Below are 20,879 nucleotides of genomic sequence, written 5' to 3' on the forward strand. Positions count from 1 at the left end.
CTAGGAAAGGGGGAAGAAGCCTCAGGCAATCTTGAAGCGGGCGACCGACTGGCGCAGCTCCTCGGCCATGTGCGACAGCTCGCGCACCTGCTGTGCCGTGCTGCGCGTGCCTTCACCGGTCTGCTCGGTCACGGCAAAAATATGCTGGATATTGTCCGCCACGCCGTTGGCCAGATCGGCTTCGCGCGAGGTGGACTGCGAAATCTGCTCAATCAGTTCGGCCAGGCGGCGCGAAACGCTGTCAATCTCGGTCAGCGCCGTACCCGCGGTATCGGACAGCTGCGCGCCCTGCACCACGCCCTGGGTCGAACGCTCCATGGCCGCGACCGCATCCTGGGTGTCGGTCTGAATCGCTTTCACCAGCACCGAAATCTGCCGCGTCGCGTCGGCCGAGCGTTCGGCCAGCCGCTGCACTTCCTCGGCCACGACCGAGAAGCCCCGGCCCGCTTCACCGGCCGATGCGGCCTGGATGGCGGCGTTCAGCGCCAGCACGTTGGTCTGTTCGGTAATGTCGGAAATCAGTTCGGTGATTTCACCAATCTCCTGCGACGACTCGCCCAGGCGCTTGATGCGCTTGGAGGTGTCCTGGATCTGGTCACGAATCGAGTTCATGCCGCCGATGGTGTTCTGCACCGCCTTCAGACCTTCGTCCGCGGCCTGCAGCGACTGGCGCGCCACCGCGGCGGATTCCTGGGCCTGGGCCGAGACCTGGTTGATTCGGGTCGCCATGTCGAGCACCGAGCGGCCGGTTTCGCGAATCTCGCGCAGCTGTTCTGTCGATGCTGCAAGCAGCTCGGTCGAAGTGCTGTCGACCTGGGCCGTGGTCTGCGCCACGCGCGTCGCGGTGTTCTGCACGCTGCCCACCAGCAGGCGCAGCTCTTCCACCGTGTAGTTCACCGAGTCGGCGATCGCGCCCGTGATGTCTTCGGTCACCGTGGCTTCCTGCGTCAAGTCGCCTTCGGCGACCGATTGCAGTTCGTTCATCAGCCGCAAAATGGCCGCCTGGTTGGCGTCGTTGACGCGCTTGGCTTCGTGCTCCTGGACGCGCGCATCGCGCTGCTGCAGCTCGGCCGCGCCCTGGCGGCTGCGGCTGTCGAGCAGCTGAACGCGCGAAATGCCCACGCCGCACAGCAGCACGAACAGACCCACCAGACCCAGCAGCGCGAACTGACCCGCGCCCAGACCGGCCGTCGAGCGCAGCTGCACTTGCAGTGTTTCGAGGCCGCGGCGCAGTGCTTCGCTGTCGTTGTTGATCGACGTCTGGCCTTCGCGTGCGGACACCAGGCCCTGCAGGTTGCCCAGAATGGCGCTGGCGCCGGTACGCGTCTGTTCGTAGAGCACGATCAGCGCCTGCAGCTGTTCACGCGTCTGCGCATCGCGCGTCGCGGGCAGGCGCAGTTCGCTGCTGCCGTTGAGCAGGCTCTCGGCGATTTCGCGGAACGAGGCCAAGTCCTTGCCGAGCAGGAACACCGCTTCGGGGCTCACGCCTTCGGTGGTCTGGAATTCGTTGGCCGACTTGCCGATGCGCTGGGTCAGCATCACCAGCTGGCCCGCGGCTGAAATTTCGGCGGGCGAAGCGCCCTGCTGCAGCTTGAGCGACGCAATGGTTTCAGCGATTTCGAGCAGTTCGGACGACTGGCGGTTCACCGCGCGCAGCGCATCACCGACCTGCATCAGCACCTGGCGCTGGGCCATCACCTGCTGGGCGCTGTTTTCCGCACGCTCCATCAGCGGCACGATGTCCTTGAGCGAATCGGCGTATTCGGAGCCCAGCGGCTGCACGCCCAGCGCGTCGTCGCCACTGGCCAGCGCCCGTACGCTGCGCGCCAGCACGTCGGCGCTTTCCTGCAGCGCGTCGAACGCCTGGCTGTTGCCGGTCATCGCCTGCGAGGCCGATTTGGCCAGGCGTTGCGACTGCATCAGCGCCTGGCCGTTGGCGGCCAGCTGCTGCGCCGAACGCTCGGCCTGCTGCAGCACCCAGCCGGCCATCAGCGCCAGCACGGTCACACCGACCGCGAGCATGATCAGCAGACGGCGCTGCTGCTGCGCCGCGGGCGCGCGGCCCAGCAGCGGCAGCGGCACCAGCTCCTCATTGAGCGGCTGCTCCTCGTCGCTGAACGACGACAGGCTGCTGTCAGCGTAGAGGCTCGCCGGTGCGTCGCGCACGGGTTCCTGCGGCGGCAGGGCTGCGTCAGGCAGATCGCTCAGCCCTTCGCCGCTGCCGGCGGAACGGCGCTGAAACATTTTTCCAATTTTCTGGGCAAAAGACATGACACAGCCTCACAGGGGACAACTCAGGCACGGATATGGAGAAATTCAGGGTCTTGCGCGAGGCTCTGCAAATCGATTTCCTGCCAGGAATCGCCTGCCTCGTCGAAGTAGGTCGCACCCCAGTAGCCTGGAGCGTCGAGCGGGGCATCCTGCATGCCCGTGAAATTCTGCGCGCCGCGCAAGCCCAGCAGACGGTCCACCAGCAGCGCCGCATGCACCTCGAGCGCGGGATTGAACGCCAGCAGACTTGCGTCGGCCAGCGTCATGTCGTTGCGCGCCACGGTTTTACCCTGCAGGCCGGGGAAATCGACCACTGCCACCAACGTGCCGCGCAGGTTGGCCACGCCCATCAGCCAGGGCTGGGTGTAGGGCACGCGCAGCACGCCCGACCAGGGAAAGATCTCGCCCGCATGCGCGAGCGGCATCAGATAGCGGCTGCCGCCGGCCTCGACGGCCAGCCAACTGGCCGCGGCCACGCCTTCGCTGCGAGCGGCTTGTAGTCGCGCGGCCAGCCGCGCATGCAATTGTCTCAGTGCTTCACGATTGGCCATGGATCAGCGCCGCTCAGCCCAGCGCGTCGATCTTGGCCTGCAGCTCCGCCGGATCCACGGGTTTCGTGATGTAGGCGCGCGCACCCTGGCGCAGGCCCCAGACGCGGTCGGTTTCCTGGCTCTTGCTGGTGCACATGATGATGGGCACGTCGGCATACTGGGGATCGCGCGTGATCGCCCGCGTGAGCTGGAAGCCGTTCTGGCCGGGCATGACCACATCCATGAGGATCAGGTCGGGCTTCTCTTCCGCGAGGCTGCGAAAAGCCTCTTCGGCGTTTTCCGCGCAGCGCACCTGCATGCCTTTTTTCTGCAGCAAATCCGTCAGAAACATCAGCTCGGTCTTCGAGTCATCAACGACCAGCACCTTCTGAACAGCCATCACATCGCTCCTTGGGGAATCTTGCCAAATTGCCGCACGGCTTGCAGCAACTGGTCTTTGGTAAAAGGTTTGGTCAGGTATTCCTGACAGCCGACCATGCGGCCCCGGGCCTTGTCGAACACCCCGTCCTTGGACGAAAGCATGACCACGGGCGTATCGGCATAGCGCGCATTGCGCTTGATGATCGCGCAGGTCTGGTAACCGTCGAGCTTGGGCATCAGGATGTCGCAGAAGATCAGCTGCGGCTGGTGGTCGTTGACCTTGGCCAACGCGTCATAGCCGTCGTCGGCGAGCAGCACTTCATAGCCGCCCTGACGCAAAAAGATTTCGGCACTGCGCCGTATGGTGTTGCTGTCGTCCACCACCAGCACCTTCAAAGGTGCGTCCGCTGTCGTTGTCACTTGAGATCCTCCCAGTCAAACCACGGCACAGGTGCACCCTGCGCTCAAATTTCAACCATCTCGAAGTCTTCCTTGCGGGCAGCGCATTCCGGACAGGTCCAGTTCATGGGAACGTCCTCCCAGCGGGTTTGCGCGGGAATGCCATGTTCCGGACAGCCGAGTTCCTCTTGGTACAGCCAGCCGCAGATCAAACACATCCAAGTCTTAGGGTTCGTCACAGCTTAAAGGGCCTTCACATAGAATGCAACGATTGTATCCAGTCATCACCCTGACATTCCCAGGCATTGGCGCAGGGGCAAACTAAGGCCCATCATGGCAACAACTCCCACCCCACCCACCGTCCTGGGCGCACCCGCGCCCGAAGACTTCGATGTCGCGCAACCGGTGTGCGTGCTGGTATTCAACGCCAGCGACCCCAGCGGCGCGGGCGGCCTGACCGCCGACATCACCACCATCGCCTCGGTCGGCGGACACCCGCTGGGCGTGGTCAGCGGCACCTATGTACGCGACACCAGCCGCATTTTCGAGCATTACGCCTTTGCCGACGACTGCGTCGACGAACAGGCGCGGACCGTGCTCGAAGACCTGCCGGTGCGCGCCATCAAGGTCGGCTTCGCGGGCAGCCCCGAGAACCTGGCCGTGATCGCCGAAATCTCTTCCGACTACCCCGATCTGCCCATCATCAGCTACATGCCCGAGCTGTCCTGGTGGAGCGACGACCTGCTCGATCAGTACCTCGATGCGTTCCGCGAATTGGTGCTGCCGCAGACCTCGGTGTTGGTCGGAAACCACAGCACGCTGTGGCGCTGGCTGCTGCCCGACTGGGACGCGAGCCGCAGCCCGAGCGCGCGCGACATCGCCATGGCCGCCGACGCGCTGGGCGTACCCTATGTGCTGGTGACAGGCATTCCGCTGCCCGAGCAGTTCATCGACAACGTGCTGTCGACCCAGCATGCCGTGCTGGCCAGCCACCGTTTCGAGATGTTCGACGGAACCTTCAGCGGCGCGGGCGACACCCTGTCGGCGGCGCTCACGGCGCTGGTAGCCAGCGGCAACGACCTGATCAGCGCGACCCAAGAAGCGCTTGAATACCTGGACCACAGCCTGGACAACGGTTTCCGCCCGGGCATGGGCCATTTCCTGCCGGATCGCATGTTCTGGGCCCAGCCCGAGGACGACGAACTCGATGCCGATGCCGAAGCCGAGGAAGCGCAGCCCCTGGCTGCCACCCTGGCCAGCCGCTCGGTGAATGAACCACTGCCCCTCGAGGGCTTTGTGATGCCTCCCCATGACACCAAACACTGATCTGAATCTCCCTCTGTTCGAACGCGCCAAGGCCGTGATCCCCGGCGGCGTCAACTCGCCCGTGCGCGCCTTCAACGCCGTCGGCGGCACGCCGCGCTTCGTGCAGCGCGCCCAGGGCGCCTATTTCTGGGACGCCAACGACCAGCAGTTCGTCGACTACATCGGCTCCTGGGGCCCGATGATCCTGGGCCACGGCCACCCCGAAGTGCTGTCTGCCGTGCAGGAAGCCGCGCTCGACGGCTTCAGCTTCGGCGCGCCCACCGAACGCGAAGTCACGCTCGCCGAGAAGCTCATCGCGCTGCTGCCATCGATGGAAATGGTGCGCCTGGTCAGCTCGGGCACCGAAGCCACGATGAGCGCCATTCGCCTGGCGCGCGGCTTCACGGGCCGCAAGAAGATCATCAAGTTCAACGGCTGCTACCACGGCCACTCCGACGCCCTGCTGGTCAAGGCCGGCTCGGGCCTGGCGACGTTCGGCAATGCGACCAGCGCCGGCGTCACGCCCGAAGCCGTGCAGGACACGCTGGTGCTCGAGTACAACGACATCGCCCAGCTCGAAGAAGCTTTCCAGCTCTACGGCGAGCAGCTCGCCTGCGTGATGATCGAGCCGATTGCCGGCAACATGAACTTCGTGCGCGCCAGCGTCGAATTCACGCGCCGCATCCGCGAGCTGTGCACGCAGCACGGCGCGCTGTTTGTCTACGATGAAGTGATGACCGGTTTCCGCGTGGCCCTGGGCTGCGCGCAAAGCGTCTACGCCAGAGACATCCCGGGCTTTGCACCCGACATCACGGTGCTGGGCAAGGTGATAGGCGGCGGCATGCCGATGGCGGCCTTCGGCGCGCGCCGCGAAATCATGGAAAAGCTCTCGCCGCTGGGCCCGGTCTACCAGGCCGGCACGCTGTCGGGCAACCCCATCGCCACGGCCTGCGGCCTCAAGACGCTCGAGCTGATCAGCCAGCCGGGCTTCCACGAGCAGTTGCACCTGCGTACCGGCCGTCTGATCGCGGGCTTGACCCAAGCCGCGCACGAAGCCGGCCTGCCGTTCTGCGGCGACCACGAAGGCGGGCTGTTCGGCTTTTTCTTCCTGCCCGAACTGCCGACCACCTATGCGCAAGTGATGCGCACCGACGGTCAGCGCTTCAACAAGTTCTACCACGGCATGCTGGACCGCGGCCACTACTTCGCGCCCGCGCTCTACGAAGCCGGCTTCGTGAGCGCAGCCCATACCGACGCCGACATCGACAGCACCATAGAAGCCGCGCGCGCGGTGTTCAAGACGCTGTAAGCGCGACGCCCCGCAAAAAAGCCCCGCAGGTTTTGGCCTGCGGGGCTTTTTTTGTTCAGGGCGGCGGATCCGGCTGCTCCAGCACCCAGACCGCCATGGCCTGGGCCTGCTCGGCGCTGATGCCCGGCTGGCGCGGCATCAGCTTGCGGCCCCAGACGCCGGCGCTGCCTTCGCGTATCTTGCGCGCCAGATATTCGTGGGCGTCAGGCGCATCGCGGTAGCGCCGGGCGATCTGCGCAAAGCCCGGGCCCACATGGGTCTGCTCCATGCCATGGCAGCGCAGGCAGAACTGGGCCTGCACCTGCGCCCAGCCTTCGCTGGCCGCGGGCAGCGGGGCCGCACGCACGGTTTCAGCGACAGGCGCAGGCGGCGGCCGGCGGCTGTTGATGCTTTTCCAGGCCAGCCAGGCGAACAGGGCCGGCACCATGGCAAGTGCCACGACCAGCCCCACCCGGCGCCAGCGCCTGGATGGAGTGGGCGGCTGCACCATCGCGCGTCAGATCAATGACGGAAGTGGCGCACGCCCGTGAAGACCATGGCCACGCCGCGCTCGTTGGCGGCGTCGATCACTTCCTGGTCGCGCATCGAACCGCCGGGCTGGGCCACGCAGGTTGCACCTGCGTCCACCACCACGTCGAGGCCGTCGCGGAACGGGAAGAACGCATCGCTGGCGACCACGGTGTGCTGCAGCGACAGCTTGGCGGCTTCGGCCTTGATCGAAGCGATGCGCGCCGAGTCGAGGCGGCTCATCTGGCCCGCGCCCACGCCCATGGTCATGCCGTTCTTGCAGAACACGATGGCATTGCTCTTGACGTACTTCGCGACCTTCCAGGCGAACAGCAGGTCTTGCAGTTCTTCCTGGGTAGGCTGCTTGACGGTCACGATCTTGAGATCGGCCAGTTGCAGCTCATGGTTGTCGGCGGTCTGCAGCAGCATGCCCGAGCCCACGCGCTTGGTCTCGATCACGTTGCGCACCTGGTTGTAGTCGGCGGGCAGCGCGATCTTCATCAGGCGCACATTGGCCTTGGACTTGAACACTTCAAGCGCTTCGGGCGTGAAGTCGGGCGCCATCAGCACTTCGGTAAACTGCTTGGCGACGGCCTGGGCCGCGGCCAGATCGACCGTGCGGTTGAAGGCGATGATGCCGCCGAAGGCGCTGGTGGGGTCGGTCTGGAACGCCTTGGCGTAGGCGTCATGCGCATTGCCGGCCACGGCCACGCCGCAGGGGTTGGCATGCTTGACGATCACGCAAGCCGGCGCTTCGAAGCTCTTGACGCATTCCCAGGCAGCGTCGGCGTCGGCGATGTTGTTGTACGACAGTTCCTTGCCCTGCAGCTGCACGCCGGTGGCCAGCGAGCCGGCAGCGGGCGCCAGATCGCGGTACCAGGCGGCTTGCTGGTGGCTGTTTTCACCGTAGCGCAGGTCTTGCACCTTGATGAACTGGCTGTTGGCCTGGCCGGGGAAGGCCGCGCGCTCGGGCACGTATTCTTCCGACAGCTTTTCTTCTTCGAAGGTCACGCTCGACAGGTAGTCGCTGATCGCGCCGTCGTACTGGGCGATGCGGTTGAACGCGGCCACCGACAGTTCGAAGCGCAGCTTGTGCGACAGCTTGCCGCCGGCTTGCAGCTCAGCCAGCACGGCCGGGTATTGCGAAGCATCGGTCAGCACGCCGACATCGGCCCAGTTCTTCGCGGCGGAACGCACCATGGCGGGGCCGCCGATGTCGATGTTCTCGATGGCGTCGGCCAGCGTGCAGCCGGGCTTGGCGACGGTGGATTCGAACGGGTAGAGGTTCACGACCAGCAGGTCGATGGTGTCGATGCCGTGCTCCTTGAGCGCCGCCATGTGGGCGGGCACATCGCGGCGCGCGAGCAGGCCGCCGTGGACCTTGGGGTGCAGGGTCTTGACGCGGCCGTCGAGCATTTCCGGAAACGCGGTGACTTCGGCCACTTCGGTCACGGGCAGGCCCTTGTCGGCGAGCAGCTTGGCGGTGCCGCCGGTCGACAGCAGGCGCACACCCATGGCGTGCAGGGCCTGGGCGAATTCAACGATGCCGGTCTTGTCGGAGACGGAAAGAAGTGCGGTGAGGGACATGGTGGGAGATTTTCAAAAGGAAAAGGGGTAGCGCGAAGCGAGCGGCGGGCGGCAAGCGGCTCAGAGCAGTTGGTGCTCGACGAGCTTCTTGCGCAAGGTATTGCGGTTCAGGCCCAGCCATTCGGCGGCGCGCGACTGGTTGTGGTCGGCCTGGCTCATCACCACTTCGAGCAGCGGTTTCTCGACGACGCGCAGCAGCATGTCATACATGCCGTTCGGCGCTTCGCCATCCAGGTCGCGGAAATAGCTCTCTAGGCTGTCGCGCACGGTTTGTTCGATATTCTGGTTGCTCATGCAGTCTGTCCTGCGGGTTCTTCGTGAAGCTGGGCCGGGTCGGACGCAGCCGCCACCGGCAGCCGGTCCATCTGCGTGGCCAGCTGCTCCAGGTAGTCGGCCACGGCCTGCCATTGCACGCCGCAGTCTTCGATGGTGTTGATATGTTGGCGCAAGGCCTCCCCCCCGGGCAGGCTGCGCAGGTACCAGGCGATGTGCTTGCGCGCGCTGCGCACGCCCGTGCCTTCGCCGTAGAGGCTGTAGTGGTCCTGCAGATGGTCGAGCAGCAGGCGGCGCAGCTCGGCCACCAGCGGCGGCGCCATGTGCTCGCCGGTCGCCAGGAAGTGACCGATCTCGCGGAAGATCCAGGGCCGGCCCTGGGCCGCGCGGCCGACCATGATCGCGTCGGCGCCGGTATAGGCCAGCACATCGCGCGCCTTTTCGGGCGAGGTGATGTCGCCGTTGGCGACCACGGGCACGCGCACCGCGGCTTTCACCGCGGCAATCGTGTCGTATTCGGCAAAGCCCTTGTAGCCCTGCTCGCGCGTGCGTCCGTGCACCGTGAGCATCTGTATGCCCACGCCTTCGAACGCGCGTGCCAGCACTTCGGCATTCTTGTGGTCGTCGCTCCAGCCGGTGCGCATTTTCAGCGTCACCGGCACGTTGGCCGAAGCGCAGGCCTCGACCACGGCCTGGGCGATTTCCACGGCCAGCTTCTCGTTCTGCATCAGCGCCGAACCGGCCCACTTGTTGCAGACCTTCTTGGCCGGGCAGCCCATGTTGATGTCGATGATCTGCGCGCCGCGATCGACGTTGTAGCGCGCCGCGTCGGCCATCATTTCGGCATCGGTGCCCGCGATCTGCACCGCGATGGGACCGGGCTCGCCTTCATGGTTCGCGCGGCGCGAAGTCTTGAGGCTGTTCCACAGGTCCTTGCGCGACGTGACCATCTCGCTGACCGCATAGCCCGCGCCCAGCGCCTTGCACAGCTGGCGGAAAGGCCGGTCCGTCACCCCGGCCATGGGGGCGACAAACAAGCGGTTTTCCAGCGGAATATGACCAATGCGCAGCGCAGCCATTGAAGGGATCAGGTAGAGAAAGGGAGGAGGGAAAAAGAGGCGAGATTGTATCTGCTTAATTTTTCAGCACAAAGAATGCGTTTGAAAGCCACCAAAGACGCATCAACTACCCGGCGCAGGCCATCGCTGCAGCGCGTTCATGTCATACGTGGGCATCGCGCGGCCCACGGCGCGGGTGGGCCTATGCAATCATTGGCTGTAGGCCGAGGCGCCGACTTCCGCGCGCGCGGGAAACTGGCAAGGGGCAGATCGGACACTTGCCTCATAATCCGGCAGAGTAAACAGAAGTAACTTGAAAGAGGCTGCCGTGAGTACAAGCTATAACAATTTGGCGCTGTTGTTGCAGGCCGATCCTGCGGCAGTTTTGGATGGCTGGATAGCCGCCACGGGCGGTGCCAGCGCCTCGCCCAAGGCACGCACCGAGGCAGCAACGATCCTGGCCACGCTGCTGCCGGCAATCGCATCGAATCAAGCCCATGGCTCGGGCACGGGCGCCTGGCAACCCGTCAAGGCGGCCCTGGAAGAGTTGTCCTCTTCGCGCGCCGCCCAGGGCACCACGGCCGGCAACACCAGCGCTTTCGTTCTGGCGTTGAAACAGCCGGTTTTTGACGCGTTGCAAAAACAACTGCCCTCCGACACGCTGGCCTTGATTCAGGCGGTCTCCGAAGTGTCGGCCCTGGTCGACACCATGGCGCAATGGACCATTGATGCCTACCAGCGCACGCGTGAACAGCTGATCGCGCGCCAGCAGGAAGAATTGCTCGAACTGTCCACGCCCGTCATCAAACTGTGGGACGGCGTGCTTGCCGTGCCGATGATTGGCACGCTGGACTCGAACCGCACCCAGCTGGTGATGGAAGCGCTGCTGCAGCGCATCGTCGACACCGAATCGACGCTGGCCATCATCGACATCACCGGAGTGCCCACCGTCGACACCCTGGTCGCCCAGCATCTGCTCAAGACCGTCACGGCGATTCGCCTCATGGGCGCGGACTGCATCATCAGCGGCATACGCCCGCAGATTGCCCAGACGATTGTCCACCTGGGCATCGATCTGCAGTCGGTCACTTCGAAGGCCACGCTGGCCGACGCACTGGCGCTGGCGCTCAAACGCAACGGCTATACCTTCACCAAGACAAAGTAGGCGCGCGAACATGTACCGCATCCCAATCTTGCGCATGGGGCGATCATTGCTCGTGACCATCCAGGTCGACATGGAAGACCAGACAGCCATGGCGCTGCAGGACGACCTGGCCGAGCAGATTTCCAAAACCGGCGCCCGCGGCGTGCTGATCGATATTTCCGCTTTGGAGATTGTGGATTCGTTCGTCGGACGCATGCTGGCCGGCATTTCCGGCATCGGGCGCATTCTCGATGCCACGACGGTAGTGGTAGGCATGCAGCCGGCCGTGGCGATCACCCTGGTGGAACTCGGCCTGTCGTTGGACGGCGTGAAGACCGCGCTCAACGTGAGCCGCGGAATGGCGCTGCTTGAGGCGGCGGCCGAGGGAGATTTCCTTGTCGAATGACACCCAGGGATCAGAGCCGCTGCGCAACGAAGCCGACATCGTGACATGTCGTCAAGCGGTCAGAAAGCTGGTCGTTCAGCTCAAATTCTCCTTGGTCGATCAGACCAAGATGATCACGGCTGCGAGCGAGCTGTCGCGCAACACCGTGGTGTATGGCGGCGGCGGCGTGATGGAGTGGGAACTCCTGACCGATATGCTCAAGCAGGGACTGCGCCTGCGCTTCAAGGACCAAGGTCCCGGCATTCCCGACCTGGGCCTGGCGCTCAAGGATGGCTGGACCTCAGGCAAGGGCATGGGCCTGGGACTGTCCGGCAGCAAGAGGCTGGTGCATGAATTTGAACTCGAATCGACCGTCGGTGTAGGCACCTGCGTCAGTGTGACCCGGTGGAAATAGTTCGGGGCGCGAGTCATGTCTCGTTTCCCATGGACGATCCGAGTTGCGTGGGCGCGGCGCGGCGCCACGTTGCGGCGCTCTGCCGTGATTTGGACTTCGACGAAGTGGCCAGCGGCCAGGCCGCGATCATCGTCAACGAACTGGGCAGCAATCTCTGCAAGCATGTGCGCAACGGACAGCTGTGGATCGCGGCGCGCCAAGGCGATACCCCCGAGATCGAGATGCTGTCGGTCGACAGCGGGCCAGGCATCAGCGATGTGGCGCTGGCCATGCGCGACGGCTTTTCCACCGCCGGCTCTCCCGGCACCGGCCTGGGCGCGGTGCAGCGGCTGGCGACCGATTTCGACCTGCATTCGGACGTCGACAAGGGCACGGTCATCCTGGCGCGATTGCGGCCAGGAGCGCACAGGAAACAGGGCTTCAAATGGGGCGTGGTGGCCCTGCCCGCCCCCGGTGAAACGGTGTGCGGCGACAGCTGGGGCGTGGCGTTCGAAGGAAAGCGTGCGGCCATGCTGGTGGCGGACGGGCTGGGCCATGGCGAACACGCGGCGCATGCGTCGTTGGCCGCGGTCGAGCTGTTTGCACAGCAGCCGTTTGCCGAGTTGAAATCTGCGCTCGAGCAAGCCCATGTCATGTTGCGAATGACGCGTGGCGCGGCCGTGACGCGCGCGCAGCTCGATGCCGAGGAAAATGTACTGCGGGCCGTGGGTGCGGGCAATGTCGCGATACGCGTCGTCAGCGGCGTGTTCAATCGCTCCGTGCTGGCCCAGCATGGGACCGTGGGCGTGCAGATGCGGCGCGTGGAGGAAACGGGCATGAATTGGCCGGCGCATGCGCTGGTGGTCTGTCACAGCGACGGCCTGCAGTCACGCTGGCCGCCCGAAGCCATCACGGCGCTGATAGGACGGGACCCGGCATTGGCCGCGGCGGTATTGGTCCGCGATTACGGTCGCGGGCGAGATGATGTGACGGTTCTGGTAATGCGTCGAGACGACTAGGAGATTTTCATGAATGACGTGACCGGACTTGATGCCCAAAGCGCCGACGGCGACAAACTGGAGCGGGCGCTTGCCGCCGCTCAATCCGAACTGGTGGCCTTGCGCTCCGAACTGGAAGAGACCAACCGCGGCGTGCTGGCGCTGTACGCCGAACTTGATTCCCAAGCCGACCACCTGCGCCAGGCGACCGAACTCAAAAGCCGTTTTCTGGCCTATATGAGCCATGAATTCAGAACGCCCATAGGCGCGATCCAGAGCATTGCGCGCATTCTCCAGGACCGCGTCGACGGGCCGCTGACAGAAGAACAGGCCAAGCAGGTGGGCTTCATCCAGAGCACTTCGGCGGAGTTCGCGGAAATGGTCAACGATCTGTTGGACCTGGCCAAGCTGGAGGCCGGGCGCATCGAAGTGTCGCCCGCCTGGTTCGAGATGGTGGACTTGTTTTCCGCGCTGCGCGGCATGTTCAAGCCGATCGCGGTCAACCCGGACGTCACCTTGATTTTCGAAGAGCCGATTGATGTGCCCAAGCTGTTTTCGGATGATCGCAAGGTGGCCCAGATCCTGCGCAACTTCATCAGCAACGCCTTGAAATTCACGCTGCGCGGCGAAATTCGCGTCAGCGCCAAGCGGGTTTCTGAAGAGTCCGTGCAATTCGCGGTCTGCGATACCGGCATAGGCATCGCGCCCGAATTTCACCACGCGATTTTCCAGGACTACACGCAGATCGATTCGCCCATCCAGAAGCGCCTGCGCGGCACCGGCCTGGGCTTGTCGCTGAGCAAGCGCCTGGCCCAGCTGCTGGGCGGCGATGTCTCCGTCGAAAGCGAGTCACAGAAGGGATCGACGTTTTACGTCACCATTCCCATCACTCTGGCATTGAACACCGCCGCGCCCACGGGTCAGCGCACTTCATCCTAAGCAATATGCCTCCAACCTCCGCCAGGCTCAATGTCAGCATAGACCGGTCCCAGCATACGGTGCTGGTCGTGGATGACAACCCCGTCACCTGCTATGCGACTTCGCGATCCCTGCGCGCGGCCGGATTTCGCACGCTGGAAGCCGACACGGGACAGAGTGCGCTGGATCTCTCGCTCGGAGACATTTCCGCCGTCGTTCTTGACGTGCATCTTCCCGACATCGGCGGCTTCGATGTCTGTCGCATGATGCGCGAACGCGAAGTCACGAGTTCGCTGCCCATCGTGCATCTTTCGGCGGCATTCATCGCCGACACCGACAAGGTCGCGGGACTGGATGCGGGCGCGGACGCCTATCTGACCCACCCTGCCGAGCCAGCCATGCTGGTGGCGACCATACAGGCGCTGGTGCGCGCCCGGCTGGCCGAGCAACGAGTGCACCAGAGCGAAGCGAAGTTCCGCTCCATCTACGAGCAGGCACAAAGCGGCATTGCCTTGATCGACGACCAGGGCCTTTTCGTCGACGCCAATCCCGCGATGCTCGAGATGATGGGGCGCAGCGCCGAAGACGTGCTCGGCCGCCCGGTGGCGGATTTTTCCGCGCCCGGCCATGAAGCGCATATCCAGCACATCAGCACGGCACGCAACGCGCAATCCCTGTGGCGCGAGGAGGTGGTTTTTCTGGACGCCTGCGGCAAGCTTTTGCATCTCGAATGGAGCATGGCGGCCAGCGCGGGAAGCGAACTGCGCGTCGCCGCCGTGTCGAACGTCTCCAACCGCATTGCACTCGAACAGGAGCGCAAGCTGCTGCTCGAAAGAGAACAGGCCGCGCGCGCCGCGGCCGAACGCTACAGCCGCTCCAAGGACGATTTCGTCGCCGTGCTGTCGCATGAGCTCAGAAACCCGCTGAGCGCGATCATGATGAACGTGCACCAGTTGCTGCGCCGGTCGCCGCCGGTGGAATTCGCCAAGAGCCTGGACGCGATCAAGCGCAACGCCAGCACCCAGGCGCGCATCATCAGCGACATTCTCGATGTCTCGCGCATCAATTCCGGCAAGCTGGCGCTGGAGCGGGAATGGATAGATCCGGGCGCGCTCATCTCGTCGTCGCTCGATTCGCTCAAGGCCTTCATGGAGGCCAAGCAGTTGACGCTGACCCTCGACATCGAGGACAGCAGCGCCAAGGCATTCCTCGATCCGGCGCGGTTTCAGCAGATCTTCTGGAACATCCTCAACAACGCGATCAAATTTTCCAACGATGGCGGCGCGCTGGAAGTCAGTCTGTCGACGCGCGACAACCAGTTGCTGTTGACGGTGCGCGATCATGGCAAAGGCATAGAACCGGTTTTCCTGGACCGCATTTTCGAGAAATTCACCCAGGTGGCGACGCCCGGAAGCCGTACCGCGGGAGGCTTGGGCCTGGGGCTGTCCATCGTCAAGCACCTGGTCGATCTGCACGCCGGCGAGATCACGATCACCAGCCCGGGCCTGGGACTGGGCACCAGCGCCAGCGTCAGCTTGCCGCAGGGCATTGCCGCAGAGGGCCAGCCGCCCCATCCCGATTTCGGCACCGCCATGACGCCGGATGGCATGGACGAACTCAAGGGCACGCGCATTCTGGTGGTCGAAGACGACAAGGAAGCCGCAGACCTGCTGGTGCTGATTCTTCAGGAACGCGGCGCTACGGTGTCGATGGCCGGCGACTACGAGGCGGGCGTCGCCGCGCTCGCGGCGCAAGCCACCGACGTGCTGGTCAGTGACATCGGACTGCCCGGCAAGGACGGCTACGACCTCATACGCCATGTGCGCGCCTCACAGGCCGCCTATGCCGGTATTTCGGCGATTGCCCTGACTGCCTTCGGCCGTGAAACCGACAGGCAGCTGGCGCTCGATGCCGGTTTCGACTTTCACCTGGCGAAACCGCTGCAGCCGCAAAGACTGCTGGACGCCATCAAGTCGTTGATCGCCCAGCCCGCGCGCCCGCGCTAAGCTTGAGCCTGGCGTTGCACCTACGGTGCATGGGTGGGCAGCGCGCCCTCTATGCGGCGCAGCGCCGCCTCGAGTTCTTCGGGCTCGGCGCTCTTGAGCAAGGCGCGCACGTTGGGGCCGATGGTGGCCAGTCCATGCTGGAATTCATAGCCGGACAGCAGCAGCACATGCCGGTTGGGATCGGCTGCGAGCCAGTGCTTTGCCAGATCTATCCCGGAGATGCCCGGAAGACTGATATCGGTGATCAGCACATCAAATCGCGCGCCGTCTGGCCGCGCCAGCGCGGCTTCTGCATGGGGCACTGAGACGATTTCGCGATGGTCGGCTTCCATCACCATTGCGACACCCTCGCGGATATCTTCGTCGTCTTCCACGTATAGATAGGAAATCATTTTCTTGCCGCTGGACAGCGGAATCATTGCGTCGTGCAAATTGGACCCTCCATCACTTGAATTCTCTTCAAACTAGGAGATCAGGCTTATAAGCCATTTCGGCTTTGCCTGTAGGACACCAGGCCGCCCACCCAGGCGTTGCATTGCGTCAGCGCGGCGCGAAAGCCCACCAGGTGTCGGGCACGGCGCGCAAGCCCTGGCGCCCCATGAGCGCGCGCAGCCAGGCACGGTTGTGCAGCACATCGGGCGATACGTTCTCGGCTGGCTGCGCCTGGATACTCACGCGCTGCGCCAGGCCCGGCTTGGACTGCGGCGCGGCGCTGCCCATGTCGAGCAATTCGCCGTCGGCCAACGGCCCGCGCACGGTCTTGGCCGCGCGCTCGCCATCGACGACCAGCACCGCGACCGCGAGCACCTGCTGCGCGGCGGCGGCTTTCGCGCCCGATGCCAGCTGTGGACAGCCGAGCACGCGCAACGCCATGCCTTCGCGCGCCAGCGTGGCCTGCACGGCCTGCAAATGCGCGCGCTGACCAGCCATGTTCCGGCACTCGGCCTGCGACAACACCGCGGCGATCTCGGACTCGGCCCGGGTCGCGGGCTGTGCCTCGTCCTGCCCGGCCACGCCCTGGGGCGGCAGCACGGCGCAACTGGCCAGCCCCAAGGCCAGCACGCCCACGCAGCTGTGTGCCCAGCCGCGGCCCATCGTCCTGGCCGTTTGTTGTTCTTCAGGCATCGCGCAACACCTCTCTTTGTTTCGTCAAGTAACACCATAACCTTGGTCGGCGTAAAGACAAGCCAGTCCAGGCCTACACTTGCGTCACATGGAAATCTGGATGCATCAGTTGTTGGAATGGTTGTCGCTGCCGCAATTCGGGCTGAGCACGGTATTCCTCGTCGCCTTGATCTCGGCGACCTTGCTGCCGCTGGGCTCGGAGCCTGCGGTGGCGGGGCTGCTGCATCTCAACCCCGATCTGTTCTGGCAGGCGATCTTTGTCGCCACCGCGGGCAATACCGTGGGCGGCGCAATCAGCTGGTGGCTGGGCCTGGGCGCGCACAAGGCCTGGCATGCGGCCAAGCAGCGCCATCTGATCGAAGGCGGGCCGCGCACCGGCAAGGCCGCGCGCCAGCCTTCGCGCCATGAGCGCAAGGCGCGCATCTGGCTGCGCCGCTTCGGCGCCAAGGCCTGCCTGCTAAGCTGGCTGCCGTTGGTCGGCGACCCGCTGTGCGCGGTTGCGGGCTGGCTGCGCCTGCCGTTCTGGCCCTGCGTGTTCTACATGGCCATAGGCAAGTTTTTCCGCTATCTCATCATGACCAGCGCCATCATCTGGATCTGGCCCGCCTGACTTCCCGCGCCTACAGATCGCGGCGTATCAACGCACCCGTGAACAGCACCGGCCCCGTGGGCCCGGTTTCGCTGGGCACACCGCCCTTGGGCTCGAGGCTGATCGCCAGCGCGGGCACGGCCTGCACCTGAGATTCCTGCGCCGGCAACTTCTCGAGCCTGCCCTGCCCCAGCACGCCCAGCGAACGCGGTGCGCCCTGGGGCGGCAAGGCCCACAGCTGCAGCGAGCGGTCCGGGTCTTCGCGAAAACCGCCCACGCGCTGCAGCACCAGGCGGTTCTGGCGGGCGTCGAACGTCACCAGCATCGACGGATCCTGCTTGCCATCGGCGAGCACGGCCACATACTGGATCTGCGGCGCCGCCTGCAATGCCGTCTGTGCGGACTGCAGCTGGCTTTGCAGCAGCGCCAGCTGCTGCGCGCTGGCCTGGCGCAGGCCCTGGTGGGACCACAGGCCCACGGCCACCGCGGCCACGGTGGCAAACGCGCCGGCCCAGGCGGCATTGCGCCACCAGGAGACGCGGGACGCAGGCACAACAGTCCGCGGACGCGCCGCGCGCGCTTTTTCGGCCTGCAGAAGATTGTCGATGCGGGTCCAGACCGCGGCATCGGGCTGGATGGGCGCCTGCAGTTCGGCCAGCGCCGACCAGCGCTCCTGCCACAGCAAGGCCGTGGCGCGCACTTGCGCGTGTTCACGCGCGAGTTGCTCAAAGCGTCGGCGCGCGCCGCCGCGCAGCGTTCCCAGCGCATGGGCCGCGGCGAGGCGGTCCAGCAGTTCAGTGTTTTGTATCAAATTCATGATGCAGCCTTTCGGTCATCTGCAGTGATCGCATCATTTGCAATTTCTGAAACTGGCATGCTCCAGCTCAGGGGCACCGAGCAAGGGCCGCCCCGCAGCGATGGTGCCGTCCCCCTCCACCGAAGGTTGAGAGGGGGAAGACGCGAAGCGGCTCAGGGGGTGCTTCATATATGCCGAGCCATGCATTTGCGCAGTTGTTCCAGGCTGCGGCGCACCCAGGTCTTGACCGTGCCCAGCGGCAGCTTGAGCTGACTCGCCAGTTCGCTGTGGCTCATGTCGCGCAGGTAAGCCAGGCTCACCACTTCGCGCTGGGCCTGCTCCAGCCGCTGCATGCATTGGTGCAGCACCAGCGCCTGCTCGCTGGCCTGCGCCAGCTGCATCGGGCCCAGGGCGTCGCTGGCCGGCAGCGAGCCTTCGGCATCGTCGAGCGAGACGCTGACATGCATGCGTTCCGCGCGGCGCCGGCGCAGGAAATCCAGCGCGCGGCTGCGCACCACCAGGCCCATCCAGGCCAGAGGCGGGCTCAGCGAAGCGCGGTAACTGCCCGCATTGCGCCAGATGCCGAGAAAACTCTCCTGCAGCACATCCTCGGCCCATTCCTTGTTGCCAAGAATGCGCAGCGCGAGCCCATACAGGCGCGCGGCGGTGTGCTGGTACAGCTGCTTGAGCGCAGCTTCCTCCTGCACGGCGATGCGGTCTAAAAGGTCCATCAGTTCGCTGTCCGGTGTATTGGCGCTCATCCATCCATTGTGCGGAGAAGTGCCGACTTGCAGACGCGCTGTTGGTTTGATGCCAACCCAGGAAATCGTGTCTTGCATACCTGGCTATACGCAGGCAAGAAGCTGCTGGATTCAGCAACGACAACGGTAGGGGCATGAACCCTGGGGCTTTCCGAGGGCGGGCCGTTCGTGGTTTGACCGGGCCGCGCCGGCAATAACCCGTTCGTCCTGAGCGGGGTAAGCGAGACGGGGTCTCGCAAGGCGTTAAAAAGAAACAGCGGGCCTCAAAATCCCCGTTCGCCCTGAGCCTGCCGAAGGGTGAACGGCCTGCGCTCAAAGCATGAGGACGGGCCGTTCATGGTTCGACAAGCTCACCACGAACGGGTCACTGTTTTGCCGCCGTTTGCCAAAATCGACCACCTTCTAAGTCATTGATTTATTTGCCAAAAAAAGCTGTTTCTTGAGAGCCTGCCTCGCCGGCCGCGTCGAAGGATGAACGGCCTGCGCTCAAGTCATGAGGGGGCCGTTCATGGTACGACCAGGCCGCGCAGGCCAGCTCAGCACGATTGACCCAGAGCGTCTCTCTCAATCCGCCTTCAGCCCAATGCTCTTGACCAGCTCGCCAAAGCGTTCGGCCTCGACCGCGTGGTGGTCTATGAACTGCTTGCGCGTCATCACGGCGGGCGTCGCGCCCAGACCGGCGACGATGTCGCGCACGTTCTTCTGCTCCATCGCCTTGGCAACGCCGTCGCGCACCTTGTTGACGACCACATCGGGCACGCCCGTGGGCGCGTAGATGCCGAACAGCGTGTCGGCGTCGAAGCCCGGCAGGCCGCTTTCGGCGAGCGTGGGCACGTTGGGGTACTGGGGCGAGCGCTGCGGGCTGCCGACAGCCAGCAGGCGCAGCTTGCCGGCGTCGACATGCTTGAGGCCCGGGCCCGGATCGAACCAGTACTGCAGCTGGCCGCTGATCACATCGTTGAGCGCGGGCGCGGCGCCGCGGTACGGTGCATGCACGGCGTCGACCTTGGCCATGCGCTTGAACATTTCGCCCGCGAGATGCGGTGAGCTGCCCTGGCCCGGCGAGCCATAGCTGACCTTGCCGGGATTGGCCTTGAGGTACTGGATGAACTCGGCGACGTTCTTCGCCGGCACATCGGGATGGGTCTCGAGATAGACATGCACGCGCGCCACGGCGGCGACAGGCGTCAGATCACGCGCCGGGTCGAAGGCGAGCTTCTCGTAGATCATCGGATTGATGGTGATCGCTCCGCCTGAACTCAGCAGCAGCGTATAGCCGTCCTTGGCCGAACGCACGGTTTCGGCGATGCCGATGTTGCCGCCCGCGCCGGGCTTGTTTTCGATGATCACGGGCTGGCCCAGCGTCTTGGAGAGCTGGGGCAGGATGGCGCGCGCGAGCACGTCGGCCGCGCCGCCGGGCGCGAAATTGACGACCAGGCGCACCGGCTTCTCGGGCCAGTTCTGGGCCATCGCGGGCAGCGCCAGGCTGCCCAGCGCGGCCACGGCGAGCGCCGAGAAGGCCTTGAGGCCCTGGCGGCGCGTGGCATGGGAATGGAATGTCATGATGTCTTGTCTCCTTGTAAATTTTTTGTTTTGCGCGGCGCGGCTAGCCGCGCGCCGCTCGCCGCGCGCCTCAGGCCACTTCGACTTCGACGAGCACGGGCCGCGGCGCGGCGATCGCCGCCTCCAGCACGGCGCGCAGCTGCAGCGCGTCTTGCACATGCACGCCGTCGCAGCCCTGGGCCTTGGCCAGGCCCACGAAATCGATGTCGGGCAGCTCCGTGCCTTCGACTTTTTCGCCGTCGCGGTAGCCGAACACCTTGGCGAATTCCTGCAGCGCCGCGTAGCGCCGGTTCTTGAGAATCACGAAGGTGATCGGCAGCCGCAGCTGGGCCGCGCTCCACAGCGCCTGGATCGCGTACATGCTCGAGCCGTCGCCGATCACGGCAATGACTTTCTTCGCCGGCTCGGCCAGCGCCACGCCCACGCCCGCGGGCATGCTGTGGCCCAGGCCGCCGCTGCACATGGTGTAGAACGTCGCCGAATGGAAGATCGGCAGATGGGCCTGTATGGTCGAGCGCGAACTCGGCGCTTCCTCGACGATGATGCTGCGCGGGTCGCGCACTTCGGCCAGCGTCTGCAT

General features: G+C 64.9%; 24 protein-coding genes. 9 read left to right on the forward strand and 15 right to left on the reverse strand.

Translation table 11 applies throughout. The annotated features are described in order from the left end of the window. Positions 1-21: 21 nt before the first annotated feature. Genes KHY18_RS11840 through KHY18_RS11860 form a run of 5 tightly spaced genes read right to left on the reverse strand, consistent with a single transcriptional unit; the run spans position 22 to position 3,799 of the window. A complete protein-coding gene (locus KHY18_RS11840) occupies positions 22-2,244 on the reverse strand; it encodes a methyl-accepting chemotaxis protein (protein ID WP_502768762.1) in 2,223 nt (740 codons plus the stop codon). Between the two features lie 50 nt (positions 2,245-2,294). Further along, positions 2,295-2,822, reverse strand: coding sequence for a chemotaxis protein CheW (locus KHY18_RS11845; protein WP_213299772.1), 528 nt, complete (start codon positions 2,820-2,822; stop codon positions 2,295-2,297). Positions 2,823-2,835: 13 nt separating this feature from the next. Beyond that, positions 2,836-3,201 (reverse strand): response regulator, encoded by a 366-nt coding sequence (locus KHY18_RS11850; RefSeq protein WP_213299775.1) that lies wholly within the window; start codon positions 3,199-3,201, stop codon positions 2,836-2,838. Further along, positions 3,201-3,602 (reverse strand): response regulator, encoded by a 402-nt coding sequence (locus tag KHY18_RS11855; protein WP_159911298.1) that lies wholly within the window; start codon positions 3,600-3,602, stop codon positions 3,201-3,203. Before KHY18_RS11855 ends, KHY18_RS11850 begins: the two co-directional genes overlap by 1 nt. Positions 3,603-3,646: 44 nt before the next feature. Beyond that, positions 3,647-3,799, reverse strand: coding sequence for a rubredoxin (locus KHY18_RS11860; RefSeq protein ID WP_213299778.1), 153 nt, complete (start codon positions 3,797-3,799; stop codon positions 3,647-3,649). 115 nt (positions 3,800-3,914) lie between these two features. Here KHY18_RS11860 and thiD point away from each other — a divergent pair, with 115 nt between their 5' ends. Together thiD and hemL are read left to right on the forward strand one after the other, a co-directional pair. After that, entirely contained in the window at positions 3,915-4,907 is a 993-nt protein-coding gene (gene thiD / locus KHY18_RS11865; protein WP_213299780.1) for a bifunctional hydroxymethylpyrimidine kinase/phosphomethylpyrimidine kinase, read from the forward strand. Next, on the forward strand, positions 4,891-6,195 hold the full coding sequence (gene hemL, locus KHY18_RS11870) for a glutamate-1-semialdehyde 2,1-aminomutase (RefSeq protein WP_213299782.1): 1,305 nt from the start codon (positions 4,891-4,893) through the stop codon (positions 6,193-6,195). The genes thiD and hemL overlap by 17 nt, the downstream gene beginning before the upstream one ends. Positions 6,196-6,250: 55 nt before the next feature. On the opposite strand, the gene KHY18_RS11875 is transcribed toward hemL, so the two are convergent. From KHY18_RS11875 to dusB, 4 genes are all read right to left on the reverse strand, one after another. Then, a complete protein-coding gene (locus tag KHY18_RS11875; protein WP_349630283.1) occupies positions 6,251-6,634 on the reverse strand; it encodes a c-type cytochrome in 384 nt (127 codons plus the stop codon). A gap of 62 nt (positions 6,635-6,696) precedes the next feature. Beyond that, positions 6,697-8,289 carry a bifunctional phosphoribosylaminoimidazolecarboxamide formyltransferase/IMP cyclohydrolase gene (purH, locus tag KHY18_RS11880; RefSeq protein ID WP_213299786.1) on the reverse strand — a complete coding sequence of 531 codons (1,593 nt, stop codon included), beginning with the start codon at positions 8,287-8,289 and terminating at the stop codon, positions 6,697-6,699. A 60-nt stretch (positions 8,290-8,349) separates the two neighbouring features. Beyond that, positions 8,350-8,583 carry a Fis family transcriptional regulator gene (locus KHY18_RS11885; RefSeq protein ID WP_175502886.1) on the reverse strand — a complete coding sequence of 78 codons (234 nt, stop codon included), beginning with the start codon at positions 8,581-8,583 and terminating at the stop codon, positions 8,350-8,352. Further along, entirely contained in the window at positions 8,580-9,641 is a 1,062-nt protein-coding gene (gene dusB, locus KHY18_RS11890; RefSeq protein ID WP_213299788.1) for a tRNA dihydrouridine synthase DusB, read from the reverse strand. The genes KHY18_RS11885 and dusB overlap by 4 nt, the downstream gene beginning before the upstream one ends. Positions 9,642-9,948: 307 nt before the next feature. On the opposite strand from dusB, the gene KHY18_RS11895 reads away from it, so the two are divergent. The 6 genes from KHY18_RS11895 to KHY18_RS11920 are packed head-to-tail and all read left to right on the forward strand — an operon-like array spanning position 9,949 to position 15,465. Next, a complete protein-coding gene (locus tag KHY18_RS11895) occupies positions 9,949-10,785 on the forward strand; it encodes an STAS domain-containing protein (RefSeq protein ID WP_349630284.1) in 837 nt (278 codons plus the stop codon). Positions 10,786-10,795: 10 nt separating this feature from the next. Beyond that, positions 10,796-11,170 (forward strand): STAS domain-containing protein, encoded by a 375-nt coding sequence (locus tag KHY18_RS11900; protein WP_213299794.1) that lies wholly within the window; start codon positions 10,796-10,798, stop codon positions 11,168-11,170. After that, the gene (locus KHY18_RS11905; protein ID WP_213299797.1) at positions 11,160-11,564 is read left to right on the forward strand and encodes an anti-sigma regulatory factor; all 405 of its coding nucleotides are present in this window, start codon (positions 11,160-11,162) and stop codon (positions 11,562-11,564) included. Before KHY18_RS11900 ends, KHY18_RS11905 begins: the two co-directional genes overlap by 11 nt. 29 nt (positions 11,565-11,593) lie before the next feature. After that, positions 11,594-12,562 carry an ATP-binding SpoIIE family protein phosphatase gene (locus KHY18_RS11910; protein ID WP_213299800.1) on the forward strand — a complete coding sequence of 323 codons (969 nt, stop codon included), beginning with the start codon at positions 11,594-11,596 and terminating at the stop codon, positions 12,560-12,562. Positions 12,563-12,571: 9 nt separating this feature from the next. Next, positions 12,572-13,480 carry a sensor histidine kinase gene (locus tag KHY18_RS11915; RefSeq protein WP_213299803.1) on the forward strand — a complete coding sequence of 303 codons (909 nt, stop codon included), beginning with the start codon at positions 12,572-12,574 and terminating at the stop codon, positions 13,478-13,480. Between the two features lie 5 nt (positions 13,481-13,485). Then, positions 13,486-15,465 carry a response regulator gene (locus KHY18_RS11920; protein ID WP_213299805.1) on the forward strand — a complete coding sequence of 660 codons (1,980 nt, stop codon included), beginning with the start codon at positions 13,486-13,488 and terminating at the stop codon, positions 15,463-15,465. A gap of 20 nt (positions 15,466-15,485) precedes the next feature. Here the strand turns inward: KHY18_RS11920 and KHY18_RS11925 are convergent, their stop codons facing one another. Both KHY18_RS11925 and KHY18_RS11930 read right to left on the reverse strand, forming a co-directional pair. Next, positions 15,486-15,896, reverse strand: a complete 411-nt coding sequence (locus KHY18_RS11925) for a response regulator (RefSeq protein WP_249729076.1) — start codon at positions 15,894-15,896, stop codon at positions 15,486-15,488. A 109-nt stretch (positions 15,897-16,005) separates the two neighbouring features. Then, complete coding sequence (locus KHY18_RS11930; protein ID WP_249729077.1) at positions 16,006-16,590, reverse strand: M15 family metallopeptidase domain-containing protein; 585 nt, start codon at positions 16,588-16,590, stop codon at positions 16,006-16,008. A 100-nt stretch (positions 16,591-16,690) separates the two neighbouring features. On the opposite strand from KHY18_RS11930, the gene KHY18_RS11935 reads away from it, so the two are divergent. Further along, positions 16,691-17,200, forward strand: a complete 510-nt coding sequence (locus tag KHY18_RS11935; RefSeq protein WP_213299808.1) for a YqaA family protein — start codon at positions 16,691-16,693, stop codon at positions 17,198-17,200. Between the two features lie 10 nt (positions 17,201-17,210). On the opposite strand, the gene KHY18_RS11940 is transcribed toward KHY18_RS11935, so the two are convergent. The 4 genes from KHY18_RS11940 to KHY18_RS11955 form a co-directional block, all read right to left on the reverse strand. After that, positions 17,211-17,996, reverse strand: coding sequence for an anti-sigma factor (locus tag KHY18_RS11940; protein ID WP_213299811.1), 786 nt, complete (start codon positions 17,994-17,996; stop codon positions 17,211-17,213). Positions 17,997-18,160: 164 nt separating this feature from the next. Next, positions 18,161-18,736 (reverse strand): RNA polymerase sigma factor, encoded by a 576-nt coding sequence (locus KHY18_RS11945; RefSeq protein ID WP_213299813.1) that lies wholly within the window; start codon positions 18,734-18,736, stop codon positions 18,161-18,163. A gap of 564 nt (positions 18,737-19,300) precedes the next feature. Further along, positions 19,301-20,299 (reverse strand): Bug family tripartite tricarboxylate transporter substrate binding protein, encoded by a 999-nt coding sequence (locus tag KHY18_RS11950; RefSeq protein WP_213299816.1) that lies wholly within the window; start codon positions 20,297-20,299, stop codon positions 19,301-19,303. 70 nt (positions 20,300-20,369) lie between these two features. Beyond that, positions 20,370-20,879: thiamine pyrophosphate-dependent enzyme (locus KHY18_RS11955; RefSeq protein ID WP_249729078.1), on the reverse strand; the 510-nt coding region annotated here is incomplete at its 5' end.

The organism is Acidovorax sp. CCYZU-2555 (assembly GCF_018413525.1).
In the GTDB taxonomy this organism is placed as follows: domain Bacteria; phylum Pseudomonadota; class Gammaproteobacteria; order Burkholderiales; family Burkholderiaceae_C; genus Comamonas.

What these genes read in the sequence shown, in the direction of transcription:
- KHY18_RS11840 (WP_502768762.1), bottom strand. Translation starts at nt 2,244, where the DNA reads ATGTTTCAGCGCCGTTCCGCCGGCAGCGGCGAAGGGCTGAGCGATCTG.
- KHY18_RS11845 (WP_213299772.1), bottom strand. Translation starts at nt 2,822, where the DNA reads ATGGCCAATCGTGAAGCACTGAGACAATTGCATGCGCGGCTGGCCGCG.
- KHY18_RS11850 (WP_213299775.1), bottom strand. Translation starts at nt 3,201, where the DNA reads ATGGCTGTTCAGAAGGTGCTGGTCGTTGATGACTCGAAGACCGAGCTG.
- KHY18_RS11860 (WP_213299778.1), bottom strand. Translation starts at nt 3,799, where the DNA reads ATGTGTTTGATCTGCGGCTGGCTGTACCAAGAGGAACTCGGCTGTCCG.
- thiD (WP_213299780.1), top strand. Translation starts at nt 3,915, where the DNA reads ATGGCAACAACTCCCACCCCACCCACCGTCCTGGGCGCACCCGCGCCC.
- hemL (WP_213299782.1), top strand. Translation starts at nt 4,891, where the DNA reads ATGACACCAAACACTGATCTGAATCTCCCTCTGTTCGAACGCGCCAAG.
- purH (WP_213299786.1), bottom strand. Translation starts at nt 8,289, where the DNA reads ATGTCCCTCACCGCACTTCTTTCCGTCTCCGACAAGACCGGCATCGTT.
- KHY18_RS11885 (WP_175502886.1), bottom strand. Translation starts at nt 8,583, where the DNA reads ATGAGCAACCAGAATATCGAACAAACCGTGCGCGACAGCCTAGAGAGC.
- dusB (WP_213299788.1), bottom strand. Translation starts at nt 9,641, where the DNA reads ATGGCTGCGCTGCGCATTGGTCATATTCCGCTGGAAAACCGCTTGTTT.
- KHY18_RS11900 (WP_213299794.1), top strand. Translation starts at nt 10,796, where the DNA reads ATGTACCGCATCCCAATCTTGCGCATGGGGCGATCATTGCTCGTGACC.
- KHY18_RS11910 (WP_213299800.1), top strand. Translation starts at nt 11,594, where the DNA reads ATGGACGATCCGAGTTGCGTGGGCGCGGCGCGGCGCCACGTTGCGGCG.
- KHY18_RS11915 (WP_213299803.1), top strand. Translation starts at nt 12,572, where the DNA reads ATGAATGACGTGACCGGACTTGATGCCCAAAGCGCCGACGGCGACAAA.
- KHY18_RS11920 (WP_213299805.1), top strand. Translation starts at nt 13,486, where the DNA reads ATGCCTCCAACCTCCGCCAGGCTCAATGTCAGCATAGACCGGTCCCAG.
- KHY18_RS11930 (WP_249729077.1), bottom strand. Translation starts at nt 16,590, where the DNA reads ATGCCTGAAGAACAACAAACGGCCAGGACGATGGGCCGCGGCTGGGCA.
- KHY18_RS11935 (WP_213299808.1), top strand. Translation starts at nt 16,691, where the DNA reads ATGCATCAGTTGTTGGAATGGTTGTCGCTGCCGCAATTCGGGCTGAGC.
- KHY18_RS11940 (WP_213299811.1), bottom strand. Translation starts at nt 17,996, where the DNA reads ATGAATTTGATACAAAACACTGAACTGCTGGACCGCCTCGCCGCGGCC.
- KHY18_RS11945 (WP_213299813.1), bottom strand. Translation starts at nt 18,736, where the DNA reads ATGAGCGCCAATACACCGGACAGCGAACTGATGGACCTTTTAGACCGC.
- KHY18_RS11950 (WP_213299816.1), bottom strand. Translation starts at nt 20,299, where the DNA reads ATGACATTCCATTCCCATGCCACGCGCCGCCAGGGCCTCAAGGCCTTC.